The organism is Bacillus haynesii (genome assembly GCF_001969855.1).
GTDB lineage: Bacteria > Bacillota > Bacilli > Bacillales > Bacillaceae > Bacillus > Bacillus haynesii.
The window spans coordinates 1-16,927 of the sequence record NZ_MRBL01000019.1 but is presented as its reverse complement, the minus strand read 5'-3'; the positions used below and the strand labels follow the sequence as shown (position 1 = coordinate 16,927).

13 protein-coding genes and 1 pseudogene are annotated in these 16,927 nt (G+C 46.0%); 5 read left to right on the top strand and 9 right to left on the bottom strand.

What is annotated here, in order from left to right; translation table 11 throughout:
* Positions 1–108: 108 nt before the first annotated feature.
* The 4 genes from pdxR (at position 109) to BTA31_RS16805 (ending at position 5,101) form a co-directional block, all read left to right on the top strand.
* Entirely contained in the window at positions 109–1,521 is a 1,413-nt protein-coding gene (pdxR, locus tag BTA31_RS16825; protein ID WP_076793242.1) for a MocR-like pyridoxine biosynthesis transcription factor PdxR, read from the top strand.
* 77 nt (positions 1,522–1,598) lie between these two features.
* A complete protein-coding gene (locus BTA31_RS16820) occupies positions 1,599–2,486 on the top strand; it encodes an AraC family transcriptional regulator (RefSeq protein WP_076793241.1) in 888 nt (295 codons plus the stop codon).
* A gap of 722 nt (positions 2,487–3,208) precedes the next feature.
* Complete coding sequence (locus BTA31_RS16810) at positions 3,209–4,798, top strand: ribonuclease YeeF family protein (RefSeq protein WP_239693228.1); 1,590 nt, start codon at positions 3,209–3,211, stop codon at positions 4,796–4,798.
* A 12-nt stretch (positions 4,799–4,810) separates the two neighbouring features.
* A complete protein-coding gene (locus BTA31_RS16805; RefSeq protein ID WP_076793239.1) occupies positions 4,811–5,101 on the top strand; it encodes a contact-dependent growth inhibition system immunity protein in 291 nt (96 codons plus the stop codon).
* Between the two features lie 42 nt (positions 5,102–5,143).
* On the opposite strand, the pseudogene BTA31_RS16800 reads toward BTA31_RS16805, so the two are convergent.
* From BTA31_RS16800 to BTA31_RS16775, 6 genes and pseudogenes are all read right to left on the bottom strand, one after another.
* Positions 5,144–5,389 (bottom strand): annotated as a pseudogene (locus BTA31_RS16800) (peptidoglycan-binding domain-containing protein); the annotation flags it as partial.
* 68 nt (positions 5,390–5,457) lie between these two features.
* On the bottom strand, positions 5,458–7,086 hold the full coding sequence (locus tag BTA31_RS16795) for a pyridoxal phosphate-dependent decarboxylase family protein (protein ID WP_083698334.1): 1,629 nt from the start codon (positions 7,084–7,086) through the stop codon (positions 5,458–5,460).
* A gap of 21 nt (positions 7,087–7,107) precedes the next feature.
* Positions 7,108–8,466 (bottom strand): sodium-dependent transporter, encoded by a 1,359-nt coding sequence (locus tag BTA31_RS16790; protein ID WP_076793238.1) that lies wholly within the window; start codon positions 8,464–8,466, stop codon positions 7,108–7,110.
* Between the two features lie 137 nt (positions 8,467–8,603).
* Positions 8,604–9,473 (bottom strand): SDR family oxidoreductase, encoded by an 870-nt coding sequence (locus BTA31_RS16785; protein ID WP_076793237.1) that lies wholly within the window; start codon positions 9,471–9,473, stop codon positions 8,604–8,606.
* Between the two features lie 82 nt (positions 9,474–9,555).
* On the bottom strand, positions 9,556–10,620 hold the full coding sequence (locus BTA31_RS16780; RefSeq protein WP_076793236.1) for a PQQ-dependent sugar dehydrogenase: 1,065 nt from the start codon (positions 10,618–10,620) through the stop codon (positions 9,556–9,558).
* Positions 10,621–10,741: 121 nt separating this feature from the next.
* The gene (locus tag BTA31_RS16775; protein WP_076793235.1) at positions 10,742–11,833 is read right to left on the bottom strand and encodes a citrate synthase/methylcitrate synthase; all 1,092 of its coding nucleotides are present in this window, start codon (positions 11,831–11,833) and stop codon (positions 10,742–10,744) included.
* Positions 11,834–11,943: 110 nt separating this feature from the next.
* On the opposite strand from BTA31_RS16775, the gene BTA31_RS16770 reads away from it, so the two are divergent.
* Entirely contained in the window at positions 11,944–12,822 is an 879-nt protein-coding gene (locus BTA31_RS16770) for a LysR family transcriptional regulator (RefSeq protein WP_043926498.1), read from the top strand.
* Between the two features lie 47 nt (positions 12,823–12,869).
* Here BTA31_RS16770 and BTA31_RS16765 read toward each other — a convergent pair whose 3' ends face one another.
* The 3 genes from BTA31_RS16765 to hmpA all read right to left on the bottom strand — a co-directional run bounded on the left by BTA31_RS16765 (position 12,870) and on the right by hmpA (position 16,796).
* Positions 12,870–13,706 carry a C40 family peptidase gene (locus tag BTA31_RS16765; protein WP_043926497.1) on the bottom strand — a complete coding sequence of 279 codons (837 nt, stop codon included), beginning with the start codon at positions 13,704–13,706 and terminating at the stop codon, positions 12,870–12,872.
* A gap of 369 nt (positions 13,707–14,075) precedes the next feature.
* The gene (locus BTA31_RS16760; RefSeq protein WP_076793234.1) at positions 14,076–15,485 is read right to left on the bottom strand and encodes a SpoVR family protein; all 1,410 of its coding nucleotides are present in this window, start codon (positions 15,483–15,485) and stop codon (positions 14,076–14,078) included.
* 96 nt (positions 15,486–15,581) lie between these two features.
* Positions 15,582–16,796 carry an NO-inducible flavohemoprotein gene (hmpA, locus tag BTA31_RS16755; protein WP_043926495.1) on the bottom strand — a complete coding sequence of 405 codons (1,215 nt, stop codon included), beginning with the start codon at positions 16,794–16,796 and terminating at the stop codon, positions 15,582–15,584.
* Positions 16,797–16,927: the final 131 nt, after the last annotated feature.

The following is a 16,927-nucleotide window of genomic DNA, read 5'->3' as shown; positions in this document are numbered from 1 at the left end:
ATTCCCTTCTGTTGGTTATGAAACTACTTTAACCCGGAAACTGACCTTTTTAAAATAGCCAGTTTTGATAAAATAAAACATACCAGATGAATTGAAAGGGATGATCGAATGGATATAACCCCCTTTTTAAGCCGCAGCGGCAGCGAGCCGCTTTATCAGCAGCTGTACGCATTTTTCAAACGCAGCATTCATTCGGGGCACATAAAGCCTGGAACAAAGCTTCCCTCCAAACGAATGCTTGCCAAACATTTAAATATCAGCCTGACAACCGTTGAACACGCGTATGAACAGCTGGCTGCAGAAGGATATCTGCTCAGCAAGCCTAGAAAGGGCTGGTATGCGGCCGAAGCGGAAGGAGACTTTGCACAGGCTGCACCTCCTCCTCCTGCCGAAAAAGAAATGGAAGAACATGAGACGGCGGCGGACATGATCGATTTTCACCACGGTCATGTAGACCTCGCGTCATTTCCCGTTTCCCTATGGAAAAAAACGCTCGCCAAAACCTTTGATGAATCAGGGCACGGACTTTTTCAAAGCGGCCCCCCGGCCGGCGACCTTCCGCTGCGGAAAATGATTGCGGTATACCTCAGAGAATCGCGCGGCGTGGTCTGTTCACCCGAGCAAATCATTATCGGAGCCGGCACACCGGTTTTACTGCAGTTGCTGTGCCATCTGTTTCCTAAAGGCACAACCGCCGGATTTGAAAATCCCGGATTTCATCGCTCGAAAACGGTCCTGAAAACCGGCGGCTTCAATGTGGTGCCAATTGCAGTCGACGAGAGCGGGATTTCCGTGCAAGACCTTGAACAATATCAGCCGCAGCTCGCATACACCACCCCGTCCCATCAGTTTCCGCTCGGAATGATCATGCCGATCGGCCGCAGGCTGCAGTTGCTTGACTGGGCAGCATCGACCGGAGCTTATATCATCGAAGACGATTATGACGGGGAATTCCGCTATGCGGGACAGCCGATTCCTTCCCTTCAGGGACTCGACCGGAACCACCGGGTCATCTATTTAGGGACTTTTTCAAAATCGCTGATTCCCTCCCTCAGGATCAGCTATATGGTTCTCCCCTTTCCGCTCGTCAAAGAGGGGCTCAACATGGCATCCTTATTTAAACAAACGGTTTCCCGCCATGTACAGCATGCCATTGCTCTTTTTATGAAAAACGGGGATTATCAAAGGCACTTGAACCGAATGAGAACACTCTACCGAAAAAAGCGAAAAACGCTCCTTGATGCCATCAAGCGTGAATTTGGCGATCATGCCGCAGTCAGAGGAGAGAACGCCAGCCTTCACATCATCCTTGAGGTGAAAGACGCCCCGAGCGAAGAGTGGCTGACCCGGAAAGCGCTGGAAAAAGGGGTTAAAGTATATCCAGCCTCAGTCTCGTATATGACTCCCCCTGATACACACGCAGTCCTCCTCGGGTTTGGCGGACTTTCTGAAAAAAGCATCGCAGACGGCATCAAAAAGCTGAAGACAGCATGGTTTAACGGTGGACAGTCTCGGGAATGACCCTGCACAATCGGGCACGGAAAGTCGGATGCGGGGATTCTGCTCCTGCTATTCTTGTAAACATAGGAGGTCATCAAATGGATTTGCTGAAGAACATGAATCAAGCCATGGCGTATATTGAAGAACACTTGGCGGACAGTATCGACTTTCAAACGCTTGCGAAGCTTTCTTACTGCTCTGAATATCATTTTAAAAGGATGTTTTCTTTTCTTGCCGGGGTTTCGCTGTCCGAATACATCCGCCGCAGGCGGCTTACCCTTGCAGCGTTTGAATTGAAGAACACGAATCGAAAAGTGATCGATATTGCGGTGAAATACGGCTATCACTCGCCGGATGCTTTTACGCGCGCATTTCAAAAGCTGCACGGCATTACACCGACAGAGGCCAGACACGATATCAGCACACTGAAAGCATATCCTCCGATGACCTTCCAGCTTACAATTAGAGGAGGAAATGAAATGAATTACCGAATTGTTGAGAAGAAGGCATTTCGGATCGCCGGAATCAAAAAAAGGGTTCCTGTCGTCTTTCACGGAATCAATCCGGAAATTGCCTCGATGTGGAAAGCTTTAAGGAGTGAAAACATCGATGAATTAAAGGAGCTGTCAAATGTGGAGCCGCTTGGACTGATTCAAGCATCAGCGAACTTTTCCGAAGGCCGGATGGAAGAGCAGGGAGAGCTTGACCATTATATCGGTGCAGCGACAACGAAGGAATGCCCGGACCGCTATGAACAGCTTGAAGTTCCCGCCTCGACATGGGCTGTATTTGAAGCGGCCGGTCCGTTTCCGGATACCCTTCAAAATGTCTGGGGACGCATTTATGCTGAATGGTTCCCGTCTTCACATTATGAGCAAACGAAAGGGCCGGAAATCCTTTGGAATCAGGATCAAGATATCAGCTCCCCGACGTTTAAAAGCGAAATATGGATACCGGTTCAAAAAAGAACGGCATGTAAGGATTAAAGAAAAAAACAAAAGCTCAAGATATCAGTTCTTTTATGCTTCACTCTTTCCACGGCGTGCAGCAGTGAAAATATCGCTTCAGAAGAAAAAGAGACAATGACGCTGAGAGCGACGATATAACATTGAAGAAAATGACGTAAAATACCCAGATAACATTTGAATTTCAGCCTTGAAGAATTTGCACAGGCGTACAATAACGTAGCGCAAGACTTTGAAAAACGATGAAGAGAGATTAATGAGGATGGGAATTACTCTGTTCATCTGGCTAATGTTCCAGAAACGACAATAATAATAAAAAATCGAACCGTTAATATGAGATACAACCAAGCGCATTCATATTGACGGTTCGCTTCCTCAACAATTTTACACACGTTTGTATAGTCTCTTAGGATTTTTTGAATCCCTATCTAAAAGAAGTCAAGAACAGAGTGATAAAAAATATGAGTTTATATGGTGGATTGCAACACTCTTCATGGTTCTAGTGATGACTCATAATACTGTCTTTTTTAAAATTGACCCTTTGTATAATATCATCGTTGTATTAATTTACATTTTGTTCATGGAGGTTATTAAGAACAGAGGGAAAAAAGCTAAGATCTAGTCTGAATGATCTATGCAAATCGATTCATTTTCATGGATGAACAGGATTTATTCCCCAACTGGTTTCCGTATAGTGGTAAAATCTATACTGATTGTAACCAAAAGTATTAGAGGAGAATGCCATGAAGACTCTGGATGTTCAGGCGTTACACAATGCAATTGATCAAACGCTTGAACAATTAAAACATCAATCAGACGAATTCGCCAAAGTCAAAAAAGCCGTTGAGGGGATCACATCACTTGATGATGCTTTAAAGGGAAAAGGCGGCGACGCGATCCGTGCCTTTTACGAGGAATGTCACACCCCTTTTCTACAGTTCTATGACGCTTTCATAGAGGAATACAGTTCCACGCTGAAGAAAATGAAAAGCGCGTTGAATTCCCTGGAACCTAACCATAACGGATTTATTTCACAATCCTTTCTTGAACACGAACTAGAGAATGGCTTAAATGCGGCTGATCGAACAACGAAACATTTGGTTTCTAAGACCAACGCGACGATCGCAAAAGTCAGCCATATCGTCGATTTACCGGATTTGAATGACAGCGGTTTTCATGAACAGAATCAGAAAGCATTAAAGGAAATCAACACGACCCTTGAAAAGCTGCATGCGTTTGACCGCGAGCAAACAAACGCCCTCAAAACGGCTGAAAACGATCTTGAGACGATGCAGAGATACATCGCAAGGCTCGAAAAAATGTATACCGGCCCCAAAATTGAAATCACCAGTTATCAAAAAGGCGCGATTTTAAAGCCAGATGAGATGGATAACCTGAGTGGAAATCAAGAAACAGCGATGGGTGCCATGTTGAAAAAAGTCGGAGACAAAGAAGATGCGGATACTAACACTATCGCCGATCCAGATCGATTAAAAAAATTGGCGACACAAAAGGTTTCCAAGAAAGAGTACACCCAAGAGGAATTGAATGAACTGAAAAAAGATTATAGAGTATTTAACGATACGCTTTACCGGGCATACATAGATGGTGATACAATAGTCAAGATAGAACCCGCCTACACCCTTCCAGAGAATGTGGAAAAAAGCGACTTTGCTAAATATTTCGATACGGCGATGGAATTTACAGGTGTGTATGATGCAGTAAGAGCAGCGTTTGGATACGACCTTGCGACAGGCGAAATCGTTAAAGATAACGGTGATCGTTTGATGGCCGGATTGAGTGTCACCCCTATCGGAAAAGCATTTAAGTACGGAAAGCGCGGCTTCAAGTTATTTAAAGGTGAAGAAGCGGCAAAGAACGTTTCTAAGGTAGATAAAGCCCAGAAGAGTAAAGATACAGTTAAACCTGGGGACAGTAGCCCCCTGGCACCAGGTGGTGGATTAGCAGCTCATGAATCCAAAAGAGGCCACTTAATCAAAAGGCATGTTGGGAAAACTGACGAGGAGTTATCCCAACGTTTAAAAAAAGATCTTAAAATCACTGGTTCATCTACTTTTAAAGATAGAGCTACAGCAGAAAAAGTCGCTAGTGAAGTATTGAAAGATCCCAAAAACATTAAAAAAGTAGAAAAGTGGTTATCAGACCCTAAAAGCAGGCCAACTCTTGCATTAAGATACAAAGGTAATGGAGATGTTCTTGGAAGAAGTATAGAAAGAGGCTCAAATACCGCAGAAGATGTTACGAATGCAAAAATAGTCTTGAAAAAGGGGAAAGATGGAGAGTATATTTTAACAGGATATCCAATAAAATAAAGGAGTTTCAATATGCAAGATAATTATGATATTTTTGAAGAGTTAAGTGATTTTTTGGATGGCACATTTCATCAGGATATGGGGTCCCCAGAACAAGCACTAAATGAGTTTATTAGTGAATCCAGCAAAGAATGCTTGGCTTTCACAATACAATTTTGTCAAGAGTTTTTAAATAGTGACATATCTGATCAAGAGAAAGAAGACTATATAAAATCGCACTGCGAAATTTATTTTCCTGCTATCGGATTAACTCCTATACAATGGTTAAAAAGTTTAATAGAGCAAATAAAAGAAGCTATTTAAAAGATTTGAAAGGCCCACTTTTTTACGCGAGGGCCTTTTTTATTACTTCAGTAACGATTCAATTTTCGCTTTCGTCTTCGGTCCGTAAATACCGTCCGCAGACAGCCCGTACATCAGCTTGGAACCATTTGACCGCATTCGCCGTTTTCGGCCCCTAATAGCCATCTATTCCTTTGTCTGGATAGAAATAGATGGCAGCCAAACCTGCCGGACGAGTGTCCCCTTCATCAGCGGGCTTTTTACCTTATAGATGCCAGACGGCAGCGGGTAGGATGATTTTTTGCCGTTTAAGGAAACTCACATATCAACTGAACATTTTTTATGATGTGCCTGGTATGCGACTTCATCTTCAATTTTTATCCGGCTGCTACATCCGACGGTTCAACATGCGCTTTTAAAAAGGCGATAAATTGATCAATTGTATCAACCGTCGTGTAAGGCGAGACACTGTAGAATTTCTGGACATAAAGCGGCACGGGCAAACGGCTGTCAGCAGGATAAACGTATGTTTGCTTTTTCGTGCTGCCGAAATAGGTGTGACTGCGGTACCTTCCCAATGTTTCGGCGATTTTTTCATTGAATTTGTTAATATTCCGCACTTCTTCCTCCGTGATGGCGCCGCTGATTTCTTCGTGATAGCGGACATTTCCCGGATAGAAGCGGAATGTCGTCACAGGGGATACATCATTGGTGACGGCTGCATTCGGAAAAGCCTGCAGCAGTTTTTTTCGAAACGCCAGGTTAACCCTGATGTAATTGGCCAAGATCTCCTGGTAGCCTTCGATTCCGAATGCGAGCAGAGAAGCATAAATCGGTATGCTGCTTCCCATACGCGAACACTCTAGCGTATAGCTCGTATGGTAGCTGCCAAACCCTCTGTTACCGACATAAGGCGTTTCATCCGGATCCAAATCAACGGCTTGCAATGCCTCACGGTTTTTCACCAAGAAAAGGCTTGTGATATAAGGCGTTTGTCCGAGTTTATGAAAATCAAAGACCAAGCTGTCCGCCAGGTGCAAATGCTGAAAATATTTTTTGTAGCGGGCAAGCGTCTCAAGCACCTCATCTTCAAGATGAAGCGGATTTTCGGAGAAATCGTATCCGTTAAAAAAGCTGTACATCCCGCCCATCGCCGTATCAGCGTGAATATAGACAGGTGGCAAACCGTATGTGTCCTCTAGTTCTTCAGTCACTTTCTTGATTCCCGCCAAATCATCGATGCCAAATGAGTCGGTTGTGCCGAGCGTTGCCAAAACATAAATCGGATGTCCGCCTTTTTCAATCACGGCTTGCATTTTTTCCCGCAAATCGGCCAGATCCATCGAATGATCGTGATTCGTCTTGACCTTGATCAAATGGTCCGTCCCGATTCCGGAAGCTTCCATCGATTTGTAAAGGCTGAAATGCGAAAGCTCTGAACAGAACGCGTACAAGTGATGCGGCGTTCCTTGCTGATTCGCTTCAGGGTACGCGCTTGCGATCGCCAGCCTGAGCGACTGAAAAACGGCTCCCTGTCCGCCCCATGTGGTAAAACCGCCGCTCTTTTGCCTGTCATAGCCGACAATATCGGAAAGCATCGCCGTGATCTGCACTTCCGTCCTGGCTGCAGCCGTACCGTCGACATCCCATAAATTGTTTCCGTTTAAAAGAACCATTAAAAGATTCCCGGCGATGCTGGCGTTATTCGGCAGAGGCGTCGCGTTGGCCACATAATGCCTGTTTAAAAAGCGGTGGCCGTCAAGCAATTTCAATAGCTCTTCAACGCTTTTTTCCGCACCGAAGCCTTTTTCCGGCAAGACGGCCTCTCCAATGACGCTTTGATAGTAGTCAGATGAAACTTCAGATTCGCGGCCAAGCGTCATCCGGCCGGGATCCTTCAGCCTGTCCATTCCGGCCAATACCGCTTCAAGCAACGCCAGCAGCTGATACCGCGCCTCGTGATTGCCATCCTCGCTCGGAAACATCTGTTGAAAGTCTAACACCATATTCACCCATCTCCTGATCTTTTAAAATGAAAACACTCCGATTAAATTTAAAAAGACAAGTACAATCGCGAGCGGAACAAGGAAACGGAGAAGATAAAACCACACGATAAAAAAGCCTTTCCCCGCTTTTGATCCGCTTTTCATCTCTTCATATAGATCGTGTTTGGACAATTTCAGCGGAATAAAAATAGAAATAAAGAGCGCGCCAAGCGGCATCAAAATATTGCTGACGACATAATCCGCCGCATCAAAAAACGTCTTCTTAAAAATGAACGGCTCATCGAGCACCCCGTAAGACAAGCAGGAAGGAATGCCGACAGCAAAAATCAAAAGGCCGATCGCCCACGTCCATTTTCCCCTTTTCGTTTGGTCGCCTTTTGTGATAGCCGCAACAATGATCTCGATCATCGAAAAAGCCGAAGTCAGCGCGGCAAATAAAAAGGCCGTCAAAAATCCGATAAAAAACAGCATCCCGAATGGAAGCCGGTCAAAAACTGCCGGCAGAACCGCAAATAATAAAGTCGGCCCCTGATCGGGCTGAAGGCCGAATGAAAACACGGCCGGAAAAATCGCCAAGCCGGCAAGCAGCGTGACGGTAAGGTTCATGATCACAATCGACAGCGCCGATTTCGGAAGGTTTTGTGACTTTGACAAATAAGAGCTGTACGTCACCATCACAGATACGCCAAGCGTCAGCGTAAAGAAAGCTTGTCCGAGCGCAAAAAGAATCGCCTGCGGCGTCAAGCTGCCAAAATCGGGCACAAGCAGAAAACGCACGCCGTCGATCGCATGCTCAAGCGTCAGAGCCCTTAAAACGAGCGCAATAAATAAAATAAATAATAGCGGCATCATAATCGAACTGACGCGCTCGATTCCTTTTTGCACACCTTTCGCCACGACGAGGATCGTCATGATGATAAACGCAAGCTGCGCTGCCAGTGTCTGCAGCGGATCTTTGATGATCGAACCGAATAGCTCTCCGTATCCGGCCTGCGTGAGACCCGACAATGAACCGGTTACTGCTTTGATGATATAAAGCAAAATCCAGCCGCCGATCACACTGTAAAACGACAGGACAAGGAAACAGGCGGCGATTCCGATCCAGCCTGTGATCACCCAAGGCGTCCCTGGCGCTATTTTTTGATAGGTGCCGATAGCGTCCGATTGGCTTTTTCGGCCTAATATAAATTCCCCCAAAAGCAAGGGATACCCCAGCAGTATCGTAAATAGGACAAACACAAGGAAAAATGCGCCTCCCCCGCTCGTTCCCGCCACATAGGGAAACTTCCAAATCGCTCCCAGACCGATGGCGGACCCCGCGGCGGCGAGAATAAATCCAAGTTTGGATGCCCACTTTGCTGTCATTCTGCGGTCGCTCATTCATACACATCCTTTCTCTTTCTGTTTCTATTATCTCTTACAGGGCAGCTTTTTTGAAAGTGATCTTTCAAATTCTTATTTTTCCGAAAAAATAAACAGAAAAAACCGGCTGCCTTACAATAGGCAGCCGGTTGAGATTATGTCGTCACATATCTTCCGCCGTTGATGTGGATCGTCTGTCCTGTCATATAAGAGGAATCGTCTGAAGCGAGCAGAACATACACTGCAGCGTGTTCTGAAGGCTGTCCAGGCCTTCCCATCGGCGTATTTGTACCGTGTTTTTCCGTTTTTTGCGGCGAAAAAGTAGCCGGAATGAGCGGCGTCCAAATGGGCCCCGGCGCTATCGCGTTGACGCGTATTCCTTTTTTGACAAGGGATGCAGCCATCGAACGGGTAAACGCGACAATCGCACCCTTTGTGCTCGAATAGTCAATCAGCGCCGGGCTTCCCTCATATGCCGTGATCGATGCGGTATTGATGATCGCGCTGCCTTCCTCTAAATGCGGGAGGGCGGCTTTTGTCATGTGAAACATGGAGAAAATATTCGTTCTGAACGTTTGTTCAAGCTGTTCGGTCGAAATATCTTCTATCCCTTTTTGCGGATGCTGTTCAGCAGCATTGTTCACGAGAATGTCGAGCCCGCCAAAGTGATTCACCGCTTTTTCGACAGATGTTTTGCAATGCGCTTCATCACCGACATCTCCGGGAATCAAGAGGCATTCTGCACCTTCTTGCTCGATCCGTTCTTTCGTTTCCTCGGCATCCTTGTGTTCATCCAAGTACATGACGGCAATATCGGCACCTTCTTTGGCGTATGCAATGGCGGCCGCCCTGCCGATTCCGCTGTCTCCTCCGGTAATTATGGCGGTTTTTCCTTTTAATTTGCCGCTTCCTTTGTAGTCGCGGTCTTCCGAGAGCGGAAGGGGCACCATCTTGTGCTCAGCCCCGGGTTGTTTTTCTTGTTTTTGCGCTTTCTGTCCATCCGTCTGTCTGTTTGCCGGATTCATTCGTCTCACCTCTTCACCATTGTTTAGTGCTCAGTTACCACGATTCCGGCATCCTTAAACGCAAGAACTCAGCGAGACAGGTTTACTGGTCAGACAGAGGTACGCGGATGAGCCGGTCGTCTATCTGTTTTTTTTCGCCTCTTCCGTCGCCATTGTTCGTAATGAAATACAGATCATCTCCGATTACTTTCACATCCCTGATTCTGCCGTATCCGCCAAGCCATTTTACCGCTTTGGCTTCCGCCGGATCGACCCGGAAAACGCCCTCTCCCCGCAGCCCGGCCATATAGAGGACGTCCCCTTTCTGCGCTAAACCGGATGGCGCCCACGTTTTTTCTCCCGAATGGATGAGCGGTGCTTTCATTCCCTGCTTCTCATCGCTTCCTTCAATCACCGGCCAGCCATAATTGGCTCCGGGTTCTATTTTGTTCACTTCATCATGTCCAGACTGCCCGTGTTCGGAACTGTAAAGCTGACGGCCGATCCATGCGAGGCCTTGCGGATTCCGGTGTCCAAAGCTGTATACATAAGACGAGCTAAAAGGCTGATCAGCCGGTATCGTACCATCAAGCTCCATTCTTAAGATCACACCCGCCATCTTTTCAGGCTGCTGGGCCCATTCCCTTTCCCCCGCATCGCCTGTCGTGATGTACAGCTTTTGATCGGGTCCGATCGCCATCCGGCCGCCGTTATGAATCACGCCTCCAGGCAAATCGGCAAGCAGCTCCTCCGTTTCCGTCCAAGTGAGGCGGTCAAGCGTCAATTTGACGATCCGGTTTTTCAGATGGCTCCCGTCTTTGTATGTATGGTAAACGTATGCCTCCTGATTGTTTTTAAAATCCGGATGGAGTACAAATCCGAGCAGCCCGCCTTCCCCTTCTTGATGAACGGGCTTTTTCAACTGAAGCTGCATGCGCTCCTTTTTGCCGTCAACAATGGACACGATTCCCCCGTTTCTTTCGGTAATGTAAAAAATCTCACCAGTATGAGCGATCGTCCAAGGCACATCAAGGCGGTCTGCGATGACTTCGGCGCCGCTTCCGCCTTCTTTCGCGGTCGTCGCTTCATATTCAGCATCAAAATCCCGGTCTTCCGTGCATGCCCCTAGAAAAAACAGCATGATCAACATCAGCAAACCTTTTTTCATCGTCTCCTCCTTAAAGGACTTTCTTGATGAATACATTCAAGAACACCGGCATGATTCCCTACTAACATTCAAAAAATCCTATTAAAAAACACACGCTTCGATGAGAAGGCGTGTGTCCGCATTACTGAGAAACCAGTTCTCCGATATATTTAGCCGACGGCCTGAAAATCATGTTGTTGTCAGCCTGCTCCAGCACATGGGCGCACCAGCCGACCATTCTCGCTGCCGAAAAAGTAGGTGTAAACAATGCGGCATCAAAGTCGATCGCCTTCATGACAGCGGCTGCGTAAAATTCGACATTCGTATAAAGCTTGCGGCCCGGCTTGTATTCTTCCAAAAGACGGATCGCCGTATTTTCAACATGAAGAGCAAGGTCGATATCCCGGTCGCCCCCGGCAATTTCTTCAGCTTTCACCCTTAAAGCCTTCGCTCTCGGATCATGCGTTTTATAGACGCGGTGTCCAAATCCCATCAGCCTCTCGCCTTTTTCAAGCTTTTCTCTTATATAGCTTTCAGCGTGCTGTTTTTCCCCGATGCCTTCCAGCATATCCGTCACCGCAGACGGCGCTCCGCCGTGCAAAGGTCCCTTCATCGTGCCGAGTGCAGATGTGACGGCAGAAACAAGATCGGATTCTGTAGACACCGTAACCCTTGCCGAAAAGGTTGAAGCGTTCATGCCGTGTTCCATCGCAAGAATCATGTACGTTTCGAGCGCTTTTTTCTGAGCTTCTGTCGGGCGCTTTCCTTTCAGCATGTAAAAATAATGTTCCACAAAGCCAAGCTCATCCAGCGGCTGAACAGGCTCTTCTCCGTCAGTCAGCCGCTTTCTGACCGCGATAATCGACGGGGCGGCTGCAATCAGCCTAAGGGCCTGCTCCATTGTCGGCTTGAACGCAAACGATTTGTCCCCGAATGAAGAAACGACCGTGCGCAGAACCGCCATATCGTCTAATTCGGCCGGAAGACTGCGGATCAATTGCTCGCATGCTTCTGGAAGCACACGGAATGAAGCGAGCATCTCATTGAATCGGCTGAGTTCCGCTTCCGTCGGAAATGCCCCGTTGAGAATCAGGTAAGCGACTTCTTCAAATGTGGATGTAAGCGCCAGTTCATCAGCATTGTATCCTCTGTAGATCAGCTTTCCTTCTTCACCGTCAATGCGGCTGATGGCTGTTTCAACACAAGTAATCCCTTTCAACCCATGATAAACCATATCAATTCCTCCTTTTTCCTTTGTAAATATGATTATAGTTGATATAATATTTAAAAAATATTGAATTATATTGATGTCTTTGATTAACAAAATTAATCAGGAGGACTGCAATGGATTTTAAATGGCTTCATACCTTTGTTACTGCCGCAAAATACGAAAATTTCAGAAAGACGGCGGAAACCTTATTTATTTCTCAGCCGACCGTCACCGTCCAAATTAAACTGCTTGAAGAAGAACTCGGGTGCCAGCTGTTCACCCGCAAAGGAAGAAGCATTCATTTAACGAAAGAAGGCCGGGCTTACCTTCCTTTCGCCCTTCGCCTGTTGGAAGACTATGAATCGAGCATGGCAGAGCTTCACAGAATCAGACAAGGCTATTCGCAGACATTGAATCTAGCGGTTTCACCGCTTATCGCCGATACGATTCTCCCATTTGTATTAAAAAAATACACAGCGCTTCATCCGAATTCGGAGATCAAAGTAAAGATCGCCGAATCAGCTGAAATCGCTCCCCTGATTTCAGCTGGCCATGCAGATATCGGATTAAGCTGCTTAAACGTGCAATCGTCAAACCTGAACTGTTATTCCATGTACAGCGATCCCGTCATTTTGGTTGCGCCTCATGACGGCCGCGATTCAGAACAAGCGCCGCCGCTCGATGTCGAAGATTTGCTTGAAGAATATTTGCTGTTGACCCACAATCATCCGGAATACTGGGACGACCTCGTCAGGCAGCTGAGGATCAAATTTCCGTTTGTCAGAACGATGCTCGTAAGCCAGACGCATATTACAAAACGGTTTATTTCAGAAGGACTCGGTATATCATTTTTGCCGCTGTCGACCGTGCACCGCGAGCTAACGGAAGGAAGATTAATAGAGGTACCGTGCGATTTCATGAAGCTTCCTGTTGCAGGGGGATATGCGATCAGTCTGAAAGATAATGAGAAGGTCGAGCACTTTTTGGCGTTTTTAACCGAGTTCCGTTTCTAAACGGAAAAAACCCGTTCATCATGATGAACGGGCTTGTCCCTGTAACATTAGAAGCGTTTTGCTCCAAGATAGCGCGGCTTCCAATAGCTGTTTGTCATATCGCTGATCGTTACGCCGTCAGAACCGGCATGAACGAATTGATTGTTTCCGATGTAAACCCCCATATGCGAAGGTCCCGGCTGATATGTCGTGAAGAATACGAAATCGCCTACTGCCGGACTTGATACGCTCTTCATCGAATTCCAGTATCCGACTGTATTCGTTCTCGCCACATTTGTCTGTTTGTTGAGGATGTACCAGACAAACCCGCTGCAGTCAAATCCTGATGTAGATGTTCCGCCCCACTTATAAGGCGTTCCGATAAGTGCTTTTGCATCCGAAACAAGTTTTGACGTATTCAGCGCTGAAGAGGTTTGCGCAGGTGCCTTGCTTGTTTTGCTTGTCCCGCTTGATGCAGAAGGCTTGGTTGTTGATGCTGCTTTTACGCTTTTCGTCCCTTTCACTTTTAATACTTGTCCGATTCGGATTAAATCTGTTTTTAAGCCGTTCAGAGACTTCAGTTCATTAACAGTCATGCCGTATGTCCGTGAAATTTTCCAAAGGCTGTCTCCTTTGACCACTTTGTGTGTAGCTGATGAAGCTTGTGAAGCTTTTGCAGATGAAGAACTGCTTCCATTGATCGACAGCCTCTGTCCTATGTAAATGATATCGGAGTTCAGCTTGTTTTCCTGTTTAATCTTGCTGACAGATGTGCCGTACTTCTTCGAAAACCCCCATAACGTATCCCCTTTTTTCACCGTTATGGTTTGCGCGGAAGCGGCTCCCGCAAACAAAGTCGATCCTAAAACAACCGCTGATGCTGCTGTAATTACTTGTTTTTTCATGTTGTCCTCCCACTAGCAGAATTTATATTTTCAAAGGCAAAAATTAGTAGTTTCATTATTTTTGAGAACGGCTGCTTCAGCCTTCCTCTGCTTCTATTATAAGGAGGGAATTCCATCAGGTATAGTCTTGACTTACTAAGTCAAATTCCTTAATTATTCGTTTTTAAAAAAAGTTTTTAAGGGTAGATTATATTTCATTTACATTTCAAAGGTAACTTAAATGCTACATTTTCGCACTTTCCGGCAGCTAAAATTACAATTTTAGAAATAGTATAAAATACTTTATTTTACATTTTTATAATTAACTCGTAAAACTGAACAAACGTTCATTAAAATAACAAAGGCTGCACGAATGCAGCCTGAAACTTTTTATAAATATCTGCGGTGGACAGCCTTTCCATCATAGGAAAACATGACGGGTTTATCTTCGAGCACGGTTTCGACATGCACGCTTCTTCCCCATAGCTGGTGGAGGTAAGGCAGAACTTTTTCAAGGTACTTCAAATCGAGTTCGATCCCTTCATACCAATGCTTGATGTATAATTCATTGTTCTTTAAGTAATCTCCGTCCTCAACAGTCAAATAAGGAAATCCTCCGTTGACTCTCATGCTGACGAGCTGATCGCGTACAGCTTCCCAATCCTTGTCGACGATTTTATAATCCCTTCCCTGTTTTTGAAACAAGTAGAGATCTTCCCGCATCACGAGATCTTTCGTTAAATAGTTCCTGATAAATGAAATGTCTGATTCGATCTCCCTGACTTCAAATATTTTTTCTCTCCCCGAGTTCGGCTCTACACCCATCTTCTTCATATCTTCTGTCGGGGTGTTGTAGCGCTCCTCTATGTCCTCAAATATTTTCAATCCGAGATAATAAGGATTGATGCCCGTTTTGGACGGCTGAACCACTCCCGCGTTCAGCTTGGCGAATTCGATTGCTTCACTTGATGTCAGATTAAGCTCGCGGATGATTCGCTGATGCCAGTAGGACGCCCAGCCTTCATTCATGATTTTCGTTTCAAGCTGCGGCCAGAAATACAGCATTTCCTCTCTCATCATCGTTAAGATGTCGCGCTGCCAAGGCTCCAGCTCCCGCGAATGCTCTTCAATGAATAACAGAATGTCTTTTTCCGGCTTCGGCGGAAACTTTTTTTTCGTCTTTTTCTGCTTCTCTTTCGATCCTTTTTGATCCAGTTCCCAGAGGTCGTCATAAGGAGTGGTCGGGGCGCCGGTTTCTTCTCCCTCTTCATCATCTATGCTCCACGACAGCTTCGGCCTCACGAGCGAAGGGTCAATGTGTTCTTCAATCGCCAGCACCGCATCGAGAAATGCCTCGACTTCTTTAGAACCGTGGAGCGTCTCATAATGTTTAATCCGCTCTGCTGTCGCCGACATGCTTTCAACCATATCGCGCTTCGTATTTTGAAAACGGCAGTTATTTTTAAAGAAATCACAATGAGCAAGGACGTGTGCGACAATCAGCTTATTTTGAATCAATGAATTGCTGTCCAGCAAAAACGCATAACACGGATCTGAATTAATAACAAGCTCATATATTTTGCTCAAACCAAAGTCATAGTGAAGCTTCATTTTGTGAAATTGCTTGCCGAAACTCCAATGGCTGTATCTTGTCGGCATCCCGTATGCACCGAAAGTATAAATAATTTCAGCAGGACAAATCTCATATCTCATCGGGTAAAAATCAAGGCCGAATCCTTCCGCGATCTCCGTAATTTCTTCAATCGCCCGCTGCAGCTCTTTTTGCTCCCGTATGCTCAATACTCAAATCCCCCCCGGTTGGACTTCTCTTTATTGTATGAGCCGGGTTTTAAAAAGATGAAAGGCAGCTGTCGGTTTGACAGCTGCCTTCTTTTGTTAGTTCGCTATTTGCATGTCAAGGGATGAAGCAAAGCTCTCATAGCGGATGTTCTCCATCGAAACGCCAAGATTTTGCAATCCTTCAATCACGCTTTTCATAAATGAAAGCGGGCCGCATACATAAAATTCACCATTTGGATCTTTCACGACCGATTTCAACAGCTCTTCATTCACCCGGCCTTTTACAGTATGATCTTCCGTCGCTTCAGCGCCCCTGCTGTAGACAAACAGGAGACGGTTCGCCGGATTCGCGCCGAGCAGCTTCTCCGTTTCTTCCTTGAAAGCATGATGCCGTTCAGTTTTCGCTGCATGCACGAATGTGATCTCGCGGCTGCTTTCTTTTTGAGCCAACGTTTGCACCATGCTCATGACAGGCGTGATGCCTGACCCGGCGCTGATGAAGTAAACCGGACGATCCGTTCCTTCGGAAAGTGTGAAATCTCCGGCAGGAGCGCTCACTTCCAAGCTGCCGCCGATTTCCATGTTCTCATGCAGATAGCTTGATACCCTTCCGATCGGTTGACCTTCCTCCGCTTCCAATTTAACTGAAATGCGGTAGTAGTCTTTATTCCAGGCATCTGACAAGCTATACTGCCTTGTTAAGAAATACGGTTCGCCGGGAATTTTAATGCGGACAGATACGTACTGTCCGGGGCTGAAAGCGGGCAAATCCGTTCCATCGGCAGGCTTCAAATAAAAGGAAGTAATCGTATCGGATTCGACCCGCTTATCCATGATGACAAACGGTTTAAATCCTTCCCAGTTTCCATCCTGCTTTTTGTCTTCTTCATACATTTGTTTTTCGACTTCAATAAATACGCGGGCGATCTCTTCATAGGCTTCTGCCCATGCTTGGAGAATGTCCTCTGTCGCAGCTTCGCCGAGCACGATTTCAATGGCTTCCAAAAGATGCTGACCGACAATAGGATAGTGCTCTGGTTTCACATGCAAACTTTTGTGTTTATGTCCGATTTGTTTGACAACCGGCAGCAGGTCTCCGAGCCGGTCGATGTTCTCAGCCGCCTGCAAAACAGTGAAAGCCAAAGCTTTCGGCTGTCCGCCGGTTTGCTGGCGAGACATGTTGAAGATGTTTTTCAATTCAGGGTGCGCATTAAACATCCGCTTGTAAAAACAAGTGGTGATCTCTGTTCCCTTTTCTTTTAAAACAGGTGCAGTCGATTTAACAATTTGCATGGTTTTTTCAGATAGCATAATGCTTTCTCCTCCCAGTCACTTTAAAAATGTATTTAAAATACATCTTTAAAGGTGCAATAAGATCTTTTTTTAAATGGGACTGTTACTTTTGATTAAAGATGTATTTAAGATACATCTTTATACTAGAC